The sequence below is a fragment of the Arthrobacter silviterrae genome, from assembly GCF_011045165.1.
In the GTDB taxonomy this organism is placed as follows: Bacteria; Actinomycetota; Actinomycetes; order Actinomycetales; family Micrococcaceae; genus Specibacter; species Specibacter silviterrae.
Map to the genome: position 1 here is coordinate 30,210 of NZ_JAAKZI010000022.1, position 16,891 is coordinate 47,100.

18 protein-coding genes are annotated in these 16,891 nt (G+C 68.8%); 10 read left to right on the top strand and 8 right to left on the bottom strand.

The window, feature by feature from the left end; translation table 11 throughout:
- The 4 genes from G6N77_RS12760 to G6N77_RS12775 are packed head-to-tail and all read left to right on the top strand — an operon-like array spanning nucleotide 1 to nucleotide 3,912.
- Nucleotides 1-894: a carbohydrate ABC transporter permease gene (locus G6N77_RS12760; RefSeq protein WP_165182546.1), complete on the top strand. Its 894-nt coding sequence runs from the start codon at nucleotides 1-3 to the stop codon at nucleotides 892-894.
- On the top strand, nucleotides 891-2,117 hold the full coding sequence (locus G6N77_RS12765) for a Gfo/Idh/MocA family protein (RefSeq protein ID WP_165182547.1): 1,227 nt from the start codon (nucleotides 891-893) through the stop codon (nucleotides 2,115-2,117). The genes G6N77_RS12760 and G6N77_RS12765 overlap by 4 nt, the downstream gene beginning before the upstream one ends.
- Complete coding sequence (locus G6N77_RS12770; RefSeq protein ID WP_165182548.1) at nucleotides 2,114-2,809, top strand: ThuA domain-containing protein; 696 nt, start codon at nucleotides 2,114-2,116, stop codon at nucleotides 2,807-2,809. Before G6N77_RS12765 ends, G6N77_RS12770 begins: the two co-directional genes overlap by 4 nt.
- On the top strand, nucleotides 2,794-3,912 hold the full coding sequence (locus G6N77_RS12775; protein ID WP_306986554.1) for a Gfo/Idh/MocA family protein: 1,119 nt from the start codon (nucleotides 2,794-2,796) through the stop codon (nucleotides 3,910-3,912). Before G6N77_RS12770 ends, G6N77_RS12775 begins: the two co-directional genes overlap by 16 nt.
- A gap of 4 nt (nucleotides 3,913-3,916) precedes the next feature.
- On the opposite strand, the gene G6N77_RS12780 is transcribed toward G6N77_RS12775, so the two are convergent.
- From G6N77_RS12780 to G6N77_RS12790, 3 genes are read right to left on the bottom strand one after another with little or no spacing between them, the layout of a single operon-like run.
- The gene (locus G6N77_RS12780) at nucleotides 3,917-4,807 is read right to left on the bottom strand and encodes an ABC transporter permease (protein ID WP_370875198.1); all 891 of its coding nucleotides are present in this window, start codon (nucleotides 4,805-4,807) and stop codon (nucleotides 3,917-3,919) included.
- On the bottom strand, nucleotides 4,797-5,786 hold the full coding sequence (locus G6N77_RS12785; protein WP_165182550.1) for an ABC transporter ATP-binding protein: 990 nt from the start codon (nucleotides 5,784-5,786) through the stop codon (nucleotides 4,797-4,799). Before G6N77_RS12785 ends, G6N77_RS12780 begins: the two co-directional genes overlap by 11 nt.
- Nucleotides 5,783-6,985 (bottom strand): LolA family protein, encoded by a 1,203-nt coding sequence (locus G6N77_RS12790; protein WP_165182551.1) that lies wholly within the window; start codon nucleotides 6,983-6,985, stop codon nucleotides 5,783-5,785. The genes G6N77_RS12785 and G6N77_RS12790 overlap by 4 nt, the downstream gene beginning before the upstream one ends.
- 122 nt (nucleotides 6,986-7,107) lie before the next feature.
- Here G6N77_RS12790 and G6N77_RS12795 point away from each other — a divergent pair, with 122 nt between their 5' ends.
- A complete protein-coding gene (locus tag G6N77_RS12795) occupies nucleotides 7,108-7,851 on the top strand; it encodes a glycosyltransferase family 2 protein (RefSeq protein WP_165182552.1) in 744 nt (247 codons plus the stop codon).
- Here G6N77_RS12795 and G6N77_RS12800 read toward each other — a convergent pair.
- Nucleotides 7,848-8,816, bottom strand: a complete 969-nt coding sequence (locus tag G6N77_RS12800; RefSeq protein ID WP_165182553.1) for an alpha/beta hydrolase — start codon at nucleotides 8,814-8,816, stop codon at nucleotides 7,848-7,850. The genes G6N77_RS12795 and G6N77_RS12800 overlap by 4 nt on opposite strands.
- 167 nt (nucleotides 8,817-8,983) lie before the next feature.
- Nucleotides 8,984-9,880, bottom strand: a complete 897-nt coding sequence (locus G6N77_RS12805) for an alpha/beta hydrolase (RefSeq protein WP_240902118.1) — start codon at nucleotides 9,878-9,880, stop codon at nucleotides 8,984-8,986.
- 58 nt (nucleotides 9,881-9,938) lie between these two features.
- Here G6N77_RS12805 and G6N77_RS12810 point away from each other — a divergent pair, with 58 nt between their 5' ends.
- The 3 genes from G6N77_RS12810 to G6N77_RS12820 all read left to right on the top strand — a co-directional run bounded on the left by G6N77_RS12810 (nucleotide 9,939) and on the right by G6N77_RS12820 (nucleotide 12,293).
- Nucleotides 9,939-10,493 carry a DUF488 domain-containing protein gene (locus tag G6N77_RS12810; RefSeq protein ID WP_165182554.1) on the top strand — a complete coding sequence of 185 codons (555 nt, stop codon included), beginning with the start codon at nucleotides 9,939-9,941 and terminating at the stop codon, nucleotides 10,491-10,493.
- Nucleotides 10,490-11,704, top strand: a complete 1,215-nt coding sequence (locus G6N77_RS12815) for an MFS transporter (protein WP_205678265.1) — start codon at nucleotides 10,490-10,492, stop codon at nucleotides 11,702-11,704. The genes G6N77_RS12810 and G6N77_RS12815 overlap by 4 nt, the downstream gene beginning before the upstream one ends.
- A 151-nt stretch (nucleotides 11,705-11,855) precedes the next feature.
- Nucleotides 11,856-12,293, top strand: a complete 438-nt coding sequence (locus G6N77_RS12820; RefSeq protein ID WP_165182555.1) for an SRPBCC family protein — start codon at nucleotides 11,856-11,858, stop codon at nucleotides 12,291-12,293.
- A 19-nt stretch (nucleotides 12,294-12,312) separates the two neighbouring features.
- Here the strand turns inward: G6N77_RS12820 and G6N77_RS12825 are convergent, their stop codons facing one another.
- The 3 genes from G6N77_RS12825 to G6N77_RS12835 all read right to left on the bottom strand — a co-directional run bounded on the left by G6N77_RS12825 (nucleotide 12,313) and on the right by G6N77_RS12835 (nucleotide 14,509).
- The gene (locus tag G6N77_RS12825; protein WP_165182556.1) at nucleotides 12,313-12,936 is read right to left on the bottom strand and encodes a dihydrofolate reductase family protein; all 624 of its coding nucleotides are present in this window, start codon (nucleotides 12,934-12,936) and stop codon (nucleotides 12,313-12,315) included.
- 27 nt (nucleotides 12,937-12,963) lie between these two features.
- A complete protein-coding gene (locus tag G6N77_RS12830) occupies nucleotides 12,964-13,308 on the bottom strand; it encodes a VOC family protein (RefSeq protein WP_165182557.1) in 345 nt (114 codons plus the stop codon).
- A gap of 79 nt (nucleotides 13,309-13,387) precedes the next feature.
- Complete coding sequence (locus G6N77_RS12835) at nucleotides 13,388-14,509, bottom strand: alcohol dehydrogenase catalytic domain-containing protein (RefSeq protein ID WP_165182590.1); 1,122 nt, start codon at nucleotides 14,507-14,509, stop codon at nucleotides 13,388-13,390.
- A gap of 105 nt (nucleotides 14,510-14,614) precedes the next feature.
- On the opposite strand from G6N77_RS12835, the gene G6N77_RS12840 reads away from it, so the two are divergent.
- Entirely contained in the window at nucleotides 14,615-15,700 is a 1,086-nt protein-coding gene (locus tag G6N77_RS12840) for an alkene reductase (protein WP_205678266.1), read from the top strand.
- A gap of 165 nt (nucleotides 15,701-15,865) precedes the next feature.
- A complete protein-coding gene (locus G6N77_RS12845) occupies nucleotides 15,866-16,888 on the top strand; it encodes an isopenicillin N synthase family dioxygenase (RefSeq protein WP_165182559.1) in 1,023 nt (340 codons plus the stop codon).
- Nucleotides 16,889-16,891 lie beyond the last annotated feature (3 nt).

A 16,891-nucleotide genomic window follows, 5' to 3' on the forward strand; every position in this document is an offset into this window, starting at 1 on the left:
ATGGCAACTGTCATCACCAAAAGGGCCGCAGCCGCACCCGCAAGCAACGTTCGCGTGCGGGGAAGGGCCGGGGTGCGACTGCGCAGGCTCAACCTGCCCGCCGGCGCGGCCGGCTGGCTGTGGCTGGCCGTCATCATCATCCCCATCTACTATGTGGCCATCACCAGCCTGAAGACGCAGGCAGGCTATTTCGGCCAAAACCCGCTGGCCCTGCCCAAGACGCCCACCCTGGACAACTACAGGATGGTGCTGGCGTCGGATTTCGCCAGGTACTTCCTCAACAGCGCCCTCATTACCGCAGGCACCCTGGTCCCGTCGCTGGCCTTTTCCTTCATGGCCTCCTTTGCCATCGTCCGCGGCCGCGGCCGCTTCCTCAAGGCCGTCAACGGGCTCTTCCTCATGGGCCTGGCCATTCCGCTGCAGGCGGTGATCATTCCGATCTACCTGATGATCATCAGAATGCACCTGTATGACAGCCTGCTGGCGATCATCCTGCCCTCCATCGCCTTTGCCATTCCGCTCAGCGTGCTGATCATGGCCAACTTCATCCGCGACGTGCCCAACGAACTCTTCGAGTCCATGCGCCTGGACGGCTGTAGCGAGTGGCAGACCCTGTGGCGCCTGGCCCTCCCGCTCACCAAGCCGGCCATCGTCACAGTGGCCATCTACAACGGGCTGGGCGTCTGGAACGGCTTCCTGCTTCCGCTGATCCTGACCCAAAGCCCGGAACTGCGCGTCCTGCCCCTGGCCCTTTGGACGTTCCAGGGTGAATACAGCGTCAACATCCCGGCCGTGCTGGCCTCCGTGGTGCTGACCACGCTGCCCATCCTGGTCCTGTACGTGGTGGGCCGGCGCCAGCTGCTCAGCGGCCTCACGGCAGGGTTCAGCAAATGACGGTGGCAACCCGCGCGGAAACCGCCACGGATCCGCGCCCCGCACTCCGGGTGGGCATGGTGGGACATGCCTTCATGGGCGCCATGCACTCCCACGCCTGGCGCACGGCGCCGCATTTCTTCGAGCTGCCGCTGGTCCCGGAACTTGCGGCCATTGCCGGGCGCAACCGGGCCGGCGCGGAAATGGCAGCACAGCGCATGGGGTGGGCCTCCGTGGAGACGGACTGGCAGGCGCTCATCGACCGCGACGACATCGACCTCATCGACATCTGCACGCCGGGCAACACGCACGCGGAAATCGCCATCGCCGCCCTGAGGGCGGGCAAGCACGTGCTGTGCGAAAAGCCGCTGGCAAACAGCGTCGCGGAGGCGGAGCAGATGACAGCCGTTGCCGAAGAAGCCGCCGCACACGGGGTGTTTGCCATGTGCGGCTACTCCTACCGGCGCACGCCTGCACTGGCCCTGATGAAGCGCATGGTGGCGGATGGGCGGCTCGGCACCGTCCGCCAGGTCCGTGCGCAGTACCTCCAAGACTGGCTCAGCGATGCGAATGCGCCCCTCACGTGGCGCCTGGACAGGGCCAAGTCCGGTTCCGGGGCACTGGGCGACATTGGCGCCCACAGCATTGACGCCGCCCAGTTCGTCACTGGGCTGAACATCACGGGCGTCTCGGCGCTGCTGGAAACCTTCACGAAGGAACGCCCGATGGGCGGCGAATTCGTGGGCCTGGGCGGCCACGGCGACGTCACGGCGGACACGCCGCGCGGGCCGGTCACCGTCGATGATGCTGCCCTGTTCACTGCGAGGTTTGACGGCGGCGCCATCGGGGTGTTTGAGGCCACCCGCACCGCCCTGGGCCGGAAGAACGCCATGCGCCTGGAAGTCAACGGCTCACTGGGCTCGGTGGCGTTCGACTTTGAGGACATGAACTTCCTGCAGTTCTATGACGGCACCGACGCCGAAGATGCGCGCGGCTTCCACCGCATCCTGGTCACTGAGCCTGTCCATCCCTATGCCGGACACTGGTGGCCCACGGGCCACGGCCTGGGCTACGAACACGGCTTCACCCACCAGGTTGCCGACCTCCTGACCGCACTGGGCAACAAAACCGCGCCAACGCCGTCGTTCCGGGACGCCCTGGGCGTGCAGCGCGTGCTGGCCGCGGTGGAGGACAGCGCCGCCAACAACAGCCAATGGACCACCATCGAGGAAAGCAAGCCATGAACCACAAAAATGCACTCATTGTCCGCGGCGGCTGGGACGGGCACCAGCCCGTCGAGGCCACCAACCTCTTCATCCCGCACCTGGAAGCCAACGGCTACACGGTCCGGGTCGAGGAAGGCCCGGCCGTATATGCCGACGCCGGCTACATGGCCACGGTGGACCTGCTTGTCCAGTGCAACACCATGAACACCATTGAACGGTTGGAGTTCGAGGGCCTGCGCGCCGCCATCGAGGCAGGGACGGGCATGGCCGGCTGGCACGGCGGCATTGCGGACTCCTACCGCAACAACTCGGACTACCTGCACCTGATCGGCGGCCAGTTCGCCTGCCATCCAGGCAAGCACCCGGACGAACGCACCGGAGGGCAGGGCGACAACTACGTGCCGTACACGGTGAACATGGCCCCGTCCGCCGCCACGCACCCCATCACGGAGGGCATCGGCGACTTCGAGCTCACCACCGAGCAATACTGGGTCCTCGCGGACAGCTACATCGACGTCCTCGCCACCACCACGCAAAAGGTCCGTGAATGGGACCCCTGGCACCGCGAGGTCACATCCCCCGCCATCTGGACCCGCCAATGGGGCAAGGGCCGCATCTTTGTCACGACCCCCGGCCACCACGTGGACATCCTGCAAAATTCCAACGTCAAGACCATCATCGAAAGAGGCATGCTGTGGGCCAGCCGCTAAACACCCCCAACACCACCCCCCTCAACGTCGGCATTGTGGGCTGCGGCAACATCATTGCCCAGTACCTGGCCACATTCCCCGCCCTCCCCGCCGTCCGGCTGGTGGCGGTGGCGGACCTGGACCCGGCCCGGGCCAGCGCCGTGGCGGAAGGCCTGCCGGGCGTCCGCGCCCTGGGCGTGCAGGAGCTGCTGGACGACGCCGAGGTGGACTTGGTCCTGAACCTCACCATCCCCGCCGCGCATGCGCAGGTGGCGCTGGCCGCGATTGCCGCCGGGAAGCATGTCTATGGCGAAAAGCCCCTGGCCGCCACCACGGCGGAGGGCCGGGAAGTGCTGGCCGCCGCCGCGGCGGCCGGGGTCCTGGTGGGCAGTGCGCCCGACACGGTGCTGGGCACGGGCATACAGACCGCCCGCAAGGCGATTGACGACGGCCTGATCGGCGCCCCCGTCGCCGCGACCGCCACCATGGTGACGCCCGGGCACGAGCGCTGGCACCCCAACCCCGATTTCTACTACGTCCCCGGGGGCGGGCCGCTGCTGGACATGGGGCCCTACTACGTTTCGGCCCTCGTCACCCTGCTGGGGCCGGTCGCTTCCGTCATCGGGGCGGCCAGCCACACCCGCACGGAACGCACCATCGGCACGGGCCCGCGTGCCGGGGAAGCCATCCCGGTCACCACCGACACCCATGTGACCGGCGTGCTGGTCCACCGGTCGGGGGCGCTGTCCACGCTGGTCATGAGCTTTGACGCTGTGGCCACCCGGGCCAGCAACATCGAGGTGCACGGGACAGCCGGTTCGCTGGTGGTGCCGGACCCGAACCACTTTGACGGCGACGTGCTGCTGCGGACCATCGACGGCGGCGCCTGGGAAACCCTGCCCGTCTCCGGCGGCTACGTGGACTCCGGCCGCGGCTTCGGCCTGGCGGATCTGGCCCTGACCCCGGCCGGGGAGGAACCGCGCGCCGGCGGACGGCTCGCCTTCCACGCCCTGGACGTCATGGAGTCGCTGCTGGAATCCGCGCGCACGGGCCGCTCCGTGGCCATCGCCAGCAGCTGCGAACGCCCCGCGGCCGTGCCGCTCACGGAAGCCGTCCCCGTTTAGGAACTTACGACAGGACGTCCTTGGTAGTGAAGCGGCCGTAGGCGAGTGCCCCGAACACTGCCAGATAGCCCACCTGCAGCAAGGCGTTGCTGCCAAAGGACGACCATTCGACGGGCTGCCGCAGCAGGTCGGCAAAGCCCAGCCACCAATGGCTGAACAGCCAGGGGTGGAGCCAGTCCAGCTGCGGCAGCGCGTCAAGGACCTGGGAGGCAATGGCAAGCACCACGGTGGCGGCCATTGCCCCGACGGGGACATCGGTGAGAGTGGAAATGAACAGGCCGATGGCACCCAGGCCCAGCAGGGAGAGCACAACGTACGCGCCCACCAGCAGGATCCGGCCCTCCGCCGTCCAAGCATCCACGAGGTCCCCGGACAGCAGCGGCACCGGCCCCACCGGGAACAGCAGCAGGCCAATGGCCGTGCCTGCCAGCACGACGGCGGCCACCGCCGCCAGTGTGAAGGCGGCGGTCCCTGCGAACTTGACCAACAGGAGACGGGCGCGCCCGGCGGGGGCCGCCAGCAGGTAGCGCAGCGTCCCCTGCCCGGCCTCCCCCGCAATCGTGTCGCCGGAAACCACGCCCACCGTGAGCGGGAGAAACAGCGGGGTGCACAGGACCAGCGACGTCAGAACCACGAACAGGCCGTTCCCTGTGATCCTGTCCAGGAACACCGGCCCGTGGCCGGCGCGGGTGCCATTCGTCAGCCGGACTGCCACGGCAATGAGCACGGGCACGGCGGCGAGCACCGCCAGCATGGCCCAGGTGCGCCTTCGGCGGAACATCAGCGACAGTTCGGAGACCAGCAGCGGCGCAGTCCGGGCGCGCGGGCGCGCTGCCGGGGGCCTTGCCGGGATTCCGGCCGGCGGAGCGGATTCAGGGGCGGTGTCAGCGGGCAACGTCGAAACCCTCCCCCGTCAATTCCACGAATCTGTCTTCCAGGCTGCCCTTGTCAACGGAGAAGCCGCGCACCCGCACGCCGAAGCCCACCAGCGCCTCAACAATGTCCTCGGCCGGGACGGCCGCAGCCGGCAGCACGGCCGTGACAGCTGCCGGGCCGGCGCCGTCGTTCACCGGTTCCACCGTGCCGGGGACCAGTCCCAGGCGGGCCAGCACGGTGCGGGCGGCGCCGGCGTCGGGCGTCAGGATGGTGACCTTGGCCTGCCCGGCGGACCGCAGCTCCTCCAGGGTGCCCTGGGCCACGAGCCTGCCGGCGCGCATGACGGCGGCGTGCGTGCAGATCTGTTCGACCTCGGCGAGCAGGTGGCTGGAGACGAAGACGGTGGTGCCGTCGTGGGCCAGCGAGGCAATCAGCTTCCGCACCTCGCGCGTGCCCTGGGGGTCAAGGCCGTTGGTGGGCTCGTCCAGGACCATCAGTTCACGCGGGCGCAGCAAGGCGTTGGCCAGCCCCAGCCGCTGCTTCATGCCCAGTGAATAGGCCTTGACCTTTTTCCCTGCCGCCGCGCCCAGCCCCACACGGTCCAGGGCCTCCTCGACACGGACCCGGCGGGTGGCGGTTGGTGCGTACGGGCAGGCCGCGTCCAGCCGGTGCAGGTTGGCCCGACCGGTCAGGTAGGGGTAAAACGCCGGTCCTTCGACGAGGGCGCCCACCCTCGGCAGCACGGCGTCGAGCGCTCGCGGCATGGCCTGGCCCAGCACGCTGGCCGTGCCGCTGGTGGCGTTGGCCAGGCCCAGCAGCATGCGGATGGTGGTGGTTTTGCCGGATCCGTTGGGGCCCAAAAAGCCAAAGACGGCGCCGGCGGGGACCCTCAGGTCCAGCTTGTCGACGGCTGCCTGGCTGCCGTAGCGCTTGCCCAGGCCATGGGTTTCGATGGCCGCGGTGCCCGGTGTTCCCCCGGCCGCCGGGCCGCCCTTCACCGGGCCGCCGAGGCCTGCTGCAGGGCAGCGAGCGGGACGGCGCCTGCGTAGAGGGCCCCGTCAGGGGTGACCAGGACGGTGAACAGGCTCGTTGAGAGCGCATGCCCGCCGGGGACTGCCTGCAGCAGCTGGGCGAGGACCGGCGTGGACGTCATGCCAGCCGGGACTGTGCCTGCGGGGGCCTGGAGGATGGCGGCCCAGCCTGTGCCGCTCACGGACACCGGCGCCTTGCCGCCGTCGAGCGTCTTGCCGGAGGAGCGTTGCGGCAGCGGCACCGCGGAGTTGGTGACTGTGGCCCCGGGCGGGGGCGTGAAGGTGAACATTGATGCCGCCGGGGCCGCCAGGGTGAGCTGGCTGAAACCGACCTCAAAGGCGGCCTTGTCCTGGCCCTTGGCCTGGACGGTGACCCTCAGGGGCATGCCGTTGTTGGCGTCGACGGCGATGGTGACCTTGGCGACCAGCGTGGCTGCCGTCCGGGGCACCAGCTCCAGGCTGTACGCCGGCTCCCTGGCAACAGTCACGTTGGCCCCCAGGCTCACGGCCGTGCCGGGGTCAAGGTTTTTCAGGATGTCCGCGGCGATGGCGGCCGGGGTCTGGACGGGGGAACCGGGGACCTGGTTGGCGTCGTGGGGCGCCATGGGCGGCAGGGTCGCCACCCCGGGCACAGGCTTGGAGCTTGGCGGGGCAAGGCCGCCGGTGGCGGCGCCGGGGCGCAGCGGGTTCGACACCGTGTACTTGGTGGCTGTGTTGGCCGCGGAATCATAGGTCCACACCGTGGTGCCGTGATGCACCACGTCACGCTCGGCAAGGCTGTCCATGAGCTGCACGCGCTGGCTTCCTGCGCCGTCCAGATATACGCGCGCCGTGTGCGGGGCGGTCAGGAATGCCACCAGCTGGCCCAGTCCCGCGGCAGGCCCGGCGGCGCCGGACTGGCTCGAGGCGCCGCCCGTGGCGATGGCAGGCAGCTGGGGCAGTCCCAGGTCAGCGGTTTCCTCCAGCGTTCCGGAGAGTGGCTGTGGATGGCTGGCGACGGCCAGTGCCAGCACCTGGGCCGCCGTCCTGGCGGGAACGGTGGCGGGCGCCTGGGCCTGCAGTGGCCCGGCCAGGACCACCCCGGCAACGATCGCCGGCATGGCGGCGGCCGGCATCCACCGCACCCAGCGGCGGCTCATGGCCGCCAGCCCAAGACTGGCCCACACTCACAACACATGCCTTAAGGCTACGCCTTCCGGGCCCCGCGGAACTGTGAATTCACCGCCAAATCGGCTTGGCCGCCACGGCCTCCACCCGGCGCTGGCCGGCTGGCTGTAAGGTCGGCACCATGGGCTCCATCGCCGTCGTCATTCCGTCCCGCAATGACGCCCCCATGCTTGCCGCATGCCTGGCCGCGCTGTCTGGGCAAACCCGGATGCCGGACCAGGTCATTGTGGTGGACAACGGCAGCACCGACAACACTGCCGAAGTGTGTGCCACGGCAGGGGTGCGCAGGATCGTCTCTCCCCTGCCGGGCATCGCGCCGACGTCAGCCCACGGCCTGGATGCCGCGGATGCTGACATCCTTGCGCGGCTGGATGCCGATTCCCGGCCGCCCCGGGATTGGCTGGCGAGGGTGGAGGCGGCCCTGGAGGAAGCGGGGCCGCTGTCCCTGGTGACGGGCCCGGGTGACTTTTATGGCGGCAGCAGGCTGGTCTGCTGGCTGGGGCGGACGGCCTATCTGGGCGGCTATTTCCACGTGGTGGGTTTCCTGCTGGGGCACAAGCCGGTGTTCGGCTCAAACTTCGCCATGACGGCGGACGTGTGGGCCAGGATTGGCCCGGTGGTGGACAGGGAGTCGCCCCTGGTCCATGACGACCTGGACATCTCCTACCGGCTGCGCCCCGACATGCACGTTGTGTACGACCCCACGCTGCGCATGCCCGTTTCGGCCCGCCCGTTCCGCAGCTGGGGTGAGCTGGGCCTGCGGCTGGCCAAGGCGTGGACCACCTTCGCCCTCGAATTCCGCACCGAACCGCCCCTTCGCCGCCGGCTTCAGCGGCGCCGCTGGGCCAGGAACCACCCCGCCTAACCGGACGAGATGAGGGCCAGCAGGTCCCGGGAGAGCTGGTTCGGCGAAGTTTCGCAGGGGCTGTGCCCGCCCGGGTACACGGCCAGCCGGGCTCCCGCAGCCCGGGCAAAGGCGGCGTGCAGGGTGGTAGGCCACAGGTCGTGCTGCCCCACGGCCACCAGCTTGGGCAGCGGGGCGGCGGCGAGCGTGGCCGCCACGTCCGGCGTGTGCTTCATGAGCGCCACTATGTCCCGAACGGACTGCCGCCGCGTCAAGGTGAACCTGTTGCGGACAAACCGCAGCCGGCCCGGCGGGACCGGAATAAAGTTGCGCCGGATCCCCCAGACCATCAACGCCGCACCCACCCGCCCGGTGGCCAGTCCCGTCGCGGGGCCGATCCTGCTGACGCCGCGAAAGGCCTGCCCGGCCAGCGGGGGGCAGCTGAGCAGGGTGATGCTGGCAAAGAGTTCAGGCCGCGCGGCCAGGGCCAGTGCGGCAACCGTGCCGGCAAAGGAATAGCCCACCACATGGACAGGCCGCCCCGCGGCGGCCGTCACGGTGCCGAGCACGGCCAGCACGTCCTCCACAAAGAGTCCGTAGCTGTAGCGGGGCTGTGGCGGCACCAGGTTTTCGGGGCCGGCCCCGCCCGATTCGTATTGGCCGGCCAGGTCAAAACTGATGGCATGGCAGCCGGCCGCCGCGAGAAGGGGCATCATCAGGACAAAGTCCTCCTTGGAGCCCGTGGCACCTGGGACCAGCACCACCGGCACGCCGTCAGGTTCGCCGAGGGCAATGGCAGCCAGCACCCCGCTGGGGACCCGGTAGGTAGTGCGGCGGAAGCCGGCCGGGAGAACGGCCCAATCCAGGTCCGGCAGCCCGGCGTCCAGCCGTGCCTCCGGGTCCGGCACCCCCTCGGCAGCAGGGCCGGGCACGGAAGCCGGCCGCGCACCGCCGTCGTGCCTCGTCCTGCCTTGGTGGCGGTGCATCCAAGCCCCCCCTGCCCCTGGCCCTCTCGGAAACGGCGGATCCGGCGGATCCGCCCGTGCAGCTATGCGGCCACCCGCCGTATAAAGGATTGTAGGCGCCGGTACACTTCCTGGGACTCGGGAAAGCGGAAATTCTGCTGCCAGGTGTGCTCGGTGTTTGCCCTCTCCTACCCGTAGACCAGGGAATCCACCCGCACGCCATGGTTGCGGAGGCTGGCAATCAGGTTCATGTTGGCCCGGTAAAAGAAGTCGCGCTCGGAGGTGGTGATGAAGACCGGCGGGCAGCGGGAATCCAGCCACTCGATGGGCGACATGTAGTGGGCGGCTTCCCGCAGCCTCAGCCGGGCGTCCCTGCCGGCAGGCGCCGAGCCGTGCGGCATCAGCATGCGGATGAAATTCAGGCTCAGGACAAATCCGGGATCAAAGAACACTGAAAAGTCGGCCACGGAGCAGTGCTGCACCAGGCCCCGCACGCTGGCCGCCGGCAGGGCGGGGGCCAGGCGGTAGTGCTGCGCGAGCAGGGGGCGGAACATGGCGGCGGCCATGAGCGCTGCGATTTGCCCGCCGGCCGAGTCGCCGCCCAGCACCATTCGGCCCGGATCCCCGCCCAGCCGGCCAATGTTCGCCTGCACCCAGGCCAGGGCGGCGTTGGCGTCCTGGAGCACGTGGCCCAGCTGGAAGCGCGGGGCCTTGCGGTAGTTGACGTTGACCACCACCATTCCCCCGGCCGCCTGGCTGGCACAGTACTTGGTCAGCGGTTCCTTGTCCCCGGACGTCCAGCCGCCGCCGTGAAAGTACACGTAGACGGGCAGCGGGCCCGCCCCGGCCGGCTCGGGTGCCATGACGTCCAGGCGGTGCGAGGGGAGGTGATCGCCCACAAAGTCAATGTCGCGCCAGCTCCGCACCCCGGGCACGGGATCTGCATTGAAACGGACCCGTTCGGCGTTCTTGACGGAGTGCATCAGCAGCCGCCACGCCCAGACGGGGACGCGGCGCAGTACCGCCCGCGCGCGCCGGCCCAGCGAAAATACGCCCCCGGAGCGGGGGCGCAGCCGTTCCTCCATGGGCCCCACGCTACTCCCCGGGGACGGGCGCCGTCAGGGGAAGCGTAGTGTGGAAAGCATGGCTGACATCACTATTTTCACGGTGGGCCACTCAACGCATCCCATGGACCAGTTCCTTGCCTTGCTGGGCGCCCACGGCATCAAGGCACTGGTGGATGTGCGCACCATTCCCAAGTCCCGGCACAACCCCCAGTTCATGGAGGACGTCCTGGCGGCTGAGCTTCCCGCCGCCGGAATCACCTACCGGCGCGCCGAGGCCCTGGGCGGCCTGCGGCCGGCACACAAGGACAGCATCAACACCGGGTGGCGCAATGCGTCCTTCCGCAACTATGCGGACTACATGCAGACGCCGGACTTCGCCGCCGCTGTGGACCGTCTGCTGGCTGGCGCTGCGGATTGCCCCACGGCCATCATGTGCGCCGAGGCGGTCCCGTGGCGCTGCCACCGCTCCCTCATTGGGGACGCGCTGCTGCTTCGCGGCGCCACGGTGCTGGACATCATGACGCCGGCGTCGGCCAAGCCGCACCAGCTCACTCCTTTCGCCCACGTGGACGGGCTCACCCTGAGCTACCCGCCGCTGCCGGACGCTGCACCTGTCCGGGCACAGCGTTGAGCGGGACCGGGACAACGCCCCGCACTGCTCCGCCAGCCGGTCCGTCCGGTGGCCGGGCCCGCAACGCCTTCCTGGCGCTGGTGACGGCTGCGGCCTTCCTGACGTTTGCCCAGGCGTTCATGGTGGCACCCATCCTGCCGCAGCTGGCCGGGGCATTCGGCACTGACGTTGACATGGCGGGCCTGGCCGTTCCCGCGTACCTGGTGCCGTACGGGGTCATGACGCTCTTTTGGGGGCCGCTCTCGGACAGGATCGGCCGGCGGCCAATTATCGCCGGATCCATGGTGGTCTTTGCCGCCCTGACTGCCGCCACCGCGCTGTCGCCGTCGGCCGGGGTATTCATCGGCATGCGGGTGGCCACCGGCGTCGCAGCGAGCGGCGTGGTGCCAATTTCGCTGGCCTTGATTGGCGATGTCTTCGCCTTCGCCGAACGCGGAAGGGCCCTCGGCTGGCTCTTCGGCGGCATGGCGGGCGGGATCGCCGTGGGGTCCACCGCCGGTGCGCTGGCGGAACCCTTCCTTGGCTGGGCCGGCTTGTTTGTGGCCTCGGGGGCGGGAATCCTGGCCATGGCCGGACTCGCCGTCCTGCTGCTGCCGGCCCCGCGGCCCGCGTCCGTGGTGCTGCCATGGGCCGCCGTCGCCTCGGGCTACTGGCGCCTGCTGGCCACAGGGCGCGGCGCACGGACCTACGGCTACGTGCTGCTCAACGCCGTGCTGCATTCGGGCATCTACACCTGGTTGGGCGTGTTCCTGGCCCACCGCTTTGGACTGGGCCCCATTGGCGTGGGCCTGGCGCTGCTGGGCTACGGCATACCCGGGTTCCTCTTCGGACCACTCATCGGCCGGCTCGCGGACAGCTTGGGGCGGGCGCGGATCATCCCGGCAGGCATGCTGGTGGCTGCCGTGTGCGCACTGGTCCTGGCGGCCGCCGCCCCGCTCCCCGTTGTGGTTGCGGCCATCGCGGCATTGTCCCTCGGGTACGACATGACGCAGCCGCTGTTTGGTGGGATCGTTACCGACCTCCCCGGCAGCATCGGCCAGGCCGTGGGTCTCATGGCCTTTGTCCTGTTCCTTGGCTTTGGCACCGGAAGTTTGATCTTCCAGGCCGTCCTGGGGGCAGGCTTCCCCGTGGCCCTGGCCGCTTTTGGCATTGCGGCGCTCGTGGCCGCTGCCGCCGCCGTCCCGTTGTTCCGTACCGAACGCCCGCAGTAAACGCCCGGAGTGAAGGCCCGCCAACTCCGCCACCGAACCCCGTCCTGAACCCTGCCCGAATATTTGTGTGCGCAGGCTTCCCGGACCCGTTCGCGTGCCGTAATATTCGAGCCAGCCGGCACCGCACGGGTGCCCTCCCCAGGAGCCGACCATGCCACATGCAGACCATGAAGTGCTCATCCAGCGCAGCCCCGCCGACGTCTTTGACTTCCTGGCCAACGGCCTCAACAACCCGCTCTGGCGCACGGGCGTTTCGCACGTGCGCCTCGCCAGCGGCACCGCCGGAGTGGTTGGCGCGGTCTACAGCCAAAAGATGGCCGGCCCCGGCGGGCGCACCATCGACGGCGACTACAGGATCACCGAGTCGGAGCCCGGCGTCAGGCTGCGCTTTGAGGTGGTGGCCGGCCCCGCCCGCCCCACCGGCAGCTTCACCCTTTCAGGGCACGACGCCGGCACCTCCGTGGCGTTCAGCCTGGACCTTGAGCCGAAAGGGTTCATGAAACTCATGGGACCCATGATCACCAAAACCATGAAGTCCGAAGTCGCCCAGCTGGATAACCTCAAGCGGGTGCTTGAAGAGGGCCGGTAGGGGCCGTTCGCTGCGCACCCTAGACTTCCGGGCCTCCGTTCCCCATGACACCCACACCTGGCGTGCCGGCGGCCAGTTCGTACCGTTGCAGCACCGCGCCCTTGGGCGAGGCGATGACGGGTTCGAGAAGTGTGAGGTTCGCAGGAACCACTCCTTCGGCGAAGACCTTCTTGCCACTGCCCAGGAGGATCGGGTAGACCCACAGGGTGAGCCGGTCGAACAAGCGGTCGGCGAAGAGTGTCTGTACGAAGTCGAGGCTGCCTATGACGTGCAGGCCCTCATGCCGCGCGCGCAGTTCATGCAACCCGGCTGCGATGTCGGGACCGAGCTGCATGGAGTTGTCCCAGGGAAGGGCATGCGGCTGGCGGGAGGCCACGTACTTGGGGACACGGTTGAACAGCTCCGCTATGGTCCCTTTCTGCTGCGGCCAGTACGCCGCGAAAATCTCATATGTCCTTCGCCCAAGCAGCAGGGCGTCCAGATCTTGCATTCCGGCTTCGACCTGCCCGCCGACAACGCTGTCCATGAGCGGTGCCTGCCAGCCGCCAAACGTGAAACCGCCGCCGGCGTCCTCGTCCGGCCCGCCGGGAGCCTGGGCCACGCCGTCGAGGGTGGTGAAGAGGTCGATGTGGATGAGTCCCATGTCGTGCTCCGTTCCCGCGGAAGCGAGTCAGGCAGCCTTCGGGCGCCAGACGCCGAAGCGGTTCCCCTGCGGGTCGACAAGGTGGGCGAACTCGATGGCGCCGTTGTCAACCAGCGGCACGGCAACGCTGGCGCCCAGCCCCACGGCCTTGGCAATGCTCGCGGCAACATCCTCCACCTGCACGTAGAAGATGGCCCAGTTCCCGCCGCCCATTGAGGAGGTGTCCCACAGGCCACCCTGCTCGCCGTTGACCATGCTGTAGCTGGCCTCCGACGGCGGCCCCACGGGCCAGTCGAACATGCCCGAGTAAAACGCCTTGCTCGCTGCGGGATCCGGCGTGCCGATTTCAAAGTAGTTGACCGAATTGGACATGGCGGACCTTCCGGGACGGGGTGGAAATTAGGTGTACGCCACCAGTTTGGCCTTGCCGGGCGCCCCGCACAAGGGGCCACTACCGGCCGACGGTGAACAGCCTGCGCACCACCCTCCCGTCGGCGAGCGCGTCAAGCGCCTCGTTGATCTCGGACAGTGGCGTGGTGTCAGTGTGCAGGAGCTCCACGGGCAGGCGCCCCTCCCGCCACATTTGGATGTAGGCCGGGATGTCGCGGGCCGGGTCGGCGTCCCCCATGTAGGAGCCCAGAAGCCGCTTGCCGGTCCCGGCAAATTGCAGCGCCTGGACCTGGAGCAGCTGGTCCGGGTGCGGCAATCCGACGGATATCAGGGCGCCGCCGCGCGTCAGCAGGGCCAGGCAGGCTTCCATAACCTTGGCGCTGCCGACTGCCTCAATGGCCACATCGACGCCGTCGCCGGCGTGCTCGGCAACGAGCGCCGGCGCCTGGTCGGGGGTTCCGGCAAAGTGCGCCCCGCACTGCAGAGCCAGGGCCTGCTTCTCGGGCAGCGGGTCAATGGCAATGACAGTGGTGCCGGCTATTCCGGCCGCGCCCATGACGGCGGAGAGTCCCACGGCCCCGAGCCCAAAGACAATGACGGATTGGCCCGGCTCCACCTTGGCCGTGTGGACCACAGTCCCCATGCCGGTGAGGACGGCACAGCCGAACATGGCGGCAATGTCGAAGGGCACGTCGCCATCCACCACCACCAGCGACTCCCGTGCCACCAGGGCGTATTCGGAAAAGGCGGAGACGCCGAGGTGGTGGTTGATGCGCTCGCCGGAGACCGTTCGGAGCACGGCGTCCCCGTGCAGCAGGTCCCCGGTACCGTTTGCTGCGGCGCCCCGGTGGCAGAGGGCGGGGCGTCCGCCGGCACAGGCCCGGCACTGCCCGCAGCTGGGCACGAAGACCGTCACCACGCGGTCCCCCGGGACCACCCCCGCGACGGCAGGCCCGACGGCGGCCACGGTGCCGCTGGCCTCATGCCCCAGTGCCATGGGCAGCGGCCGGAGCCGGGATCCGTTGATGACGGACAGGTCGGAGTGGCAGAGGCTGGCGCGTTCAATCTTGACCAGGACCTCGCCCGCCCGCGGCTTGGGCACCGGAAGCTGCTCCATCCCCAACGGTGCGCTTGCGGCATAGGGGCGGCCTTCCTGTGAGGAACGGAGCACGGCGGTGGTCATGAGTTTCTGGTCCATGTGATTCAATCTACAACTCTGCGGCTGCGCGCTGCGGGAATAGCTGACGGCAGGGGCGGCGTTGCCGCAAGCGGACCGCGTTGTCAAAAGATGAGGAAGAAGCCTGCCGTGAATTTGTTTTCCCCAGTCACCCTCGGGGACCTGGACCTGCCCAACCGGCTGGTCATGGCCCCTCTCACCCGCTCCCGCTCCGGCCTGGACGGCGTCCCCGGCGACCTTGTCGTGGAGTACTACCGCCAGCGCGCCTCCATGGGCCTGCTGGTGTCGGAGGGCACCTACCCCAGCTTTGCCGGGCAAGCCTTCGTCCGGCAGCCCGGACTGGTGACGGACGAACACATTGCCGGTTGGAAGCGGGTGACGGACGCAGTCCATGCCGACGGCGGTCGCATCATCGCCCAGATCATGCACTCGGGCAGGGTCACCCACCCTGAAACAAACGGTGGACGGCCGGTGGTGGCGCCCAGTGCCGTGGCCATTGACGGCGTCACCCGCACCTACGCGGGGAAGCTGCCCTACCCGCTCCCCCATGCCTTGGATGAGGGCGAGCTGCCAGGCGTCGTTGGAGAATTTGTCCAGGGTTCCCGCAACGCAATGGCCGCCGGCTTTGACGGTGTGGAACTCCACGGGGCCAACGGCTACCTGCTCCATGAGTTCCTGGCGCCGTCCGCCAACCGGCGCACGGACGCCTATGGCGGGAGCCCGGAAAACCGGGCCCGGTTCGTCATCGAGACCGCGGCCGCCGTTGCGGAGGCCATAGGCGCCGGGAGGACATGGCTGCGCATCTCCCCCGAACACAATGTTCAGGGCGCCCTGGAGACTGATCCTGCCGATGCCCTGGCCACCTACTCCGCCCTCATGGACGGGCTGGCACCCCTCGGACTGGCCGGGCTGAGCGTCCTGCACCAGGATCCCGACGGCGGGCTGGTCCAGGAATTGCGCAGGCGCTTTGGCGGTCCGGTGCTGGTGAACACGGGCTTTGCCACCGTCACCACGCTGCAGGACGCCGAGGCGGTGGCCGGCTGGGCTGACGCCGTGGTGGTGGGCCGTCCCTCACTGGCCAACCCCGATCTGGTCCGGCGCTGGTCCGAGGGCCTTCCCCTCAACGAGCCTGACCACACCACGTTCTACACCGAAGGTCCCGCCGGCTACACCGATTACCCGTTCTGGTCGAATTAAGAGTTGCCCGCCCGCCTCAAAACCACAAAACGTTCGACGGCGGCACCCGCGGGAGTGCCGCCGTCGAACTTTGTTAAAAATGATGGATTGGCAAAAAGCAAGGCAATTCTGCAACATGACGCAACATTTCTTTATTATTACGCCGGAGGGGACCACGCTGGTGTCATGAGCACAACACGCACCTTTGTCCCCGTCCTGGACCTGTCAACAGCCCGCGGTGAAGACGGCAGCTTCAACCCGGACTTCATTGACGCACTGCGCGACGCCGCCCACCATGTGGGCTTCTTCCAGGTCACCAACTACGGTGCCCGGGACGGCCAGGCGCAGGAGCTGCTGGACACCCTGGCGGGATTCTTCCAGCTGCCGCTCCAGGAACGCCTGGACGTGGACAACCGGACGTCGGCGCAGTTCCGCGGCTACACCCGGCTGGGCACCGAGATCACCCGGGGCCGCGCCGATTCCCGCGAACAGATCGACTTCGGCCCGGACCGCGAACCGCTGGCCGACGTCCCGGCGGACAAGCTCTTCCTGCGGCTGCAGGGCCACAACCAATGGCCGGCGGGATACCCGGAGCTGGAAAAGGCCGCGGAACAATGGGCGCAGCTCATGTCCGGCATTGGCGCGGAACTGCTGGCCGGGATCAGCACCGCCCTGGGGCTGCCCGAGGACTACTTTGCCGCACCCTTCGCAGGGACGCCGGCGTGGATGGGCAAGCTGGTCCACTACGTGGGCGGCCAGGTCCCGGAAGCCGGCACGCAGGGCGTGGGCTCCCACGCGGACTATGGCTTTGTGACCCTGCTGCTGCAGGACGCAGTGGGAGGGCTGGAAGTCCAGCCCCACGGCCAGGAGGAATGGATCCCCGTCGAGCCCATCCCGGGGGCCCTGGTGGTTAACCTGGGCGAAATGCTGGAGGTTGCCACGAACGGCTACCTCATGGCCACCATCCACCGCGTCACCGCTCCCCCGCCCGGCGTGGACCGGTACTCCGTGCCGTTCTTCTGGTCGCCGCGCCTGGACGCCGTCATCGACCCGGTGCCCCTGCCGCCGGAGCTGGCAGCCGAAGCCCGGGGCGTCAGCGACGACCCCGACAACCCCATGCTGTCCTCCTACGGGGCCAATGTGCTCAAGGGCTGGGTCCGCGCGCACCCGCAGACGGCGGCCATCCACTACCCCGAACTTGGCGGTTAGACG

What these genes read in the sequence shown, in the direction of transcription:
- G6N77_RS12835 (WP_165182590.1), bottom strand. Translation starts at nt 14,509, where the DNA reads ATGACCACCGCCGTGCTCCGTTCCTCACAGGAAGGCCGCCCCTATGCC.
- G6N77_RS12825 (WP_165182556.1), bottom strand. Translation starts at nt 12,936, where the DNA reads ATGGGACTCATCCACATCGACCTCTTCACCACCCTCGACGGCGTGGCC.
- G6N77_RS12830 (WP_165182557.1), bottom strand. Translation starts at nt 13,308, where the DNA reads ATGTCCAATTCGGTCAACTACTTTGAAATCGGCACGCCGGATCCCGCA.
- G6N77_RS12800 (WP_165182553.1), bottom strand. Translation starts at nt 8,816, where the DNA reads ATGCACCGCCACCAAGGCAGGACGAGGCACGACGGCGGTGCGCGGCCG.
- G6N77_RS12765 (WP_165182547.1), top strand. Translation starts at nt 891, where the DNA reads ATGACGGTGGCAACCCGCGCGGAAACCGCCACGGATCCGCGCCCCGCA.
- G6N77_RS12805 (WP_240902118.1), bottom strand. Translation starts at nt 9,880, where the DNA reads ATGGAGGAACGGCTGCGCCCCCGCTCCGGGGGCGTATTTTCGCTGGGC.
- G6N77_RS12760 (WP_165182546.1), top strand. Translation starts at nt 1, where the DNA reads ATGGCAACTGTCATCACCAAAAGGGCCGCAGCCGCACCCGCAAGCAAC.
- G6N77_RS12820 (WP_165182555.1), top strand. Translation starts at nt 11,856, where the DNA reads ATGCCACATGCAGACCATGAAGTGCTCATCCAGCGCAGCCCCGCCGAC.
- G6N77_RS12770 (WP_165182548.1), top strand. Translation starts at nt 2,114, where the DNA reads ATGAACCACAAAAATGCACTCATTGTCCGCGGCGGCTGGGACGGGCAC.
- G6N77_RS12845 (WP_165182559.1), top strand. Translation starts at nt 15,866, where the DNA reads ATGAGCACAACACGCACCTTTGTCCCCGTCCTGGACCTGTCAACAGCC.
- G6N77_RS12795 (WP_165182552.1), top strand. Translation starts at nt 7,108, where the DNA reads ATGGGCTCCATCGCCGTCGTCATTCCGTCCCGCAATGACGCCCCCATG.
- G6N77_RS12840 (WP_205678266.1), top strand. Translation starts at nt 14,615, where the DNA reads ATGAGGAAGAAGCCTGCCGTGAATTTGTTTTCCCCAGTCACCCTCGGG.
- G6N77_RS12810 (WP_165182554.1), top strand. Translation starts at nt 9,939, where the DNA reads ATGGCTGACATCACTATTTTCACGGTGGGCCACTCAACGCATCCCATG.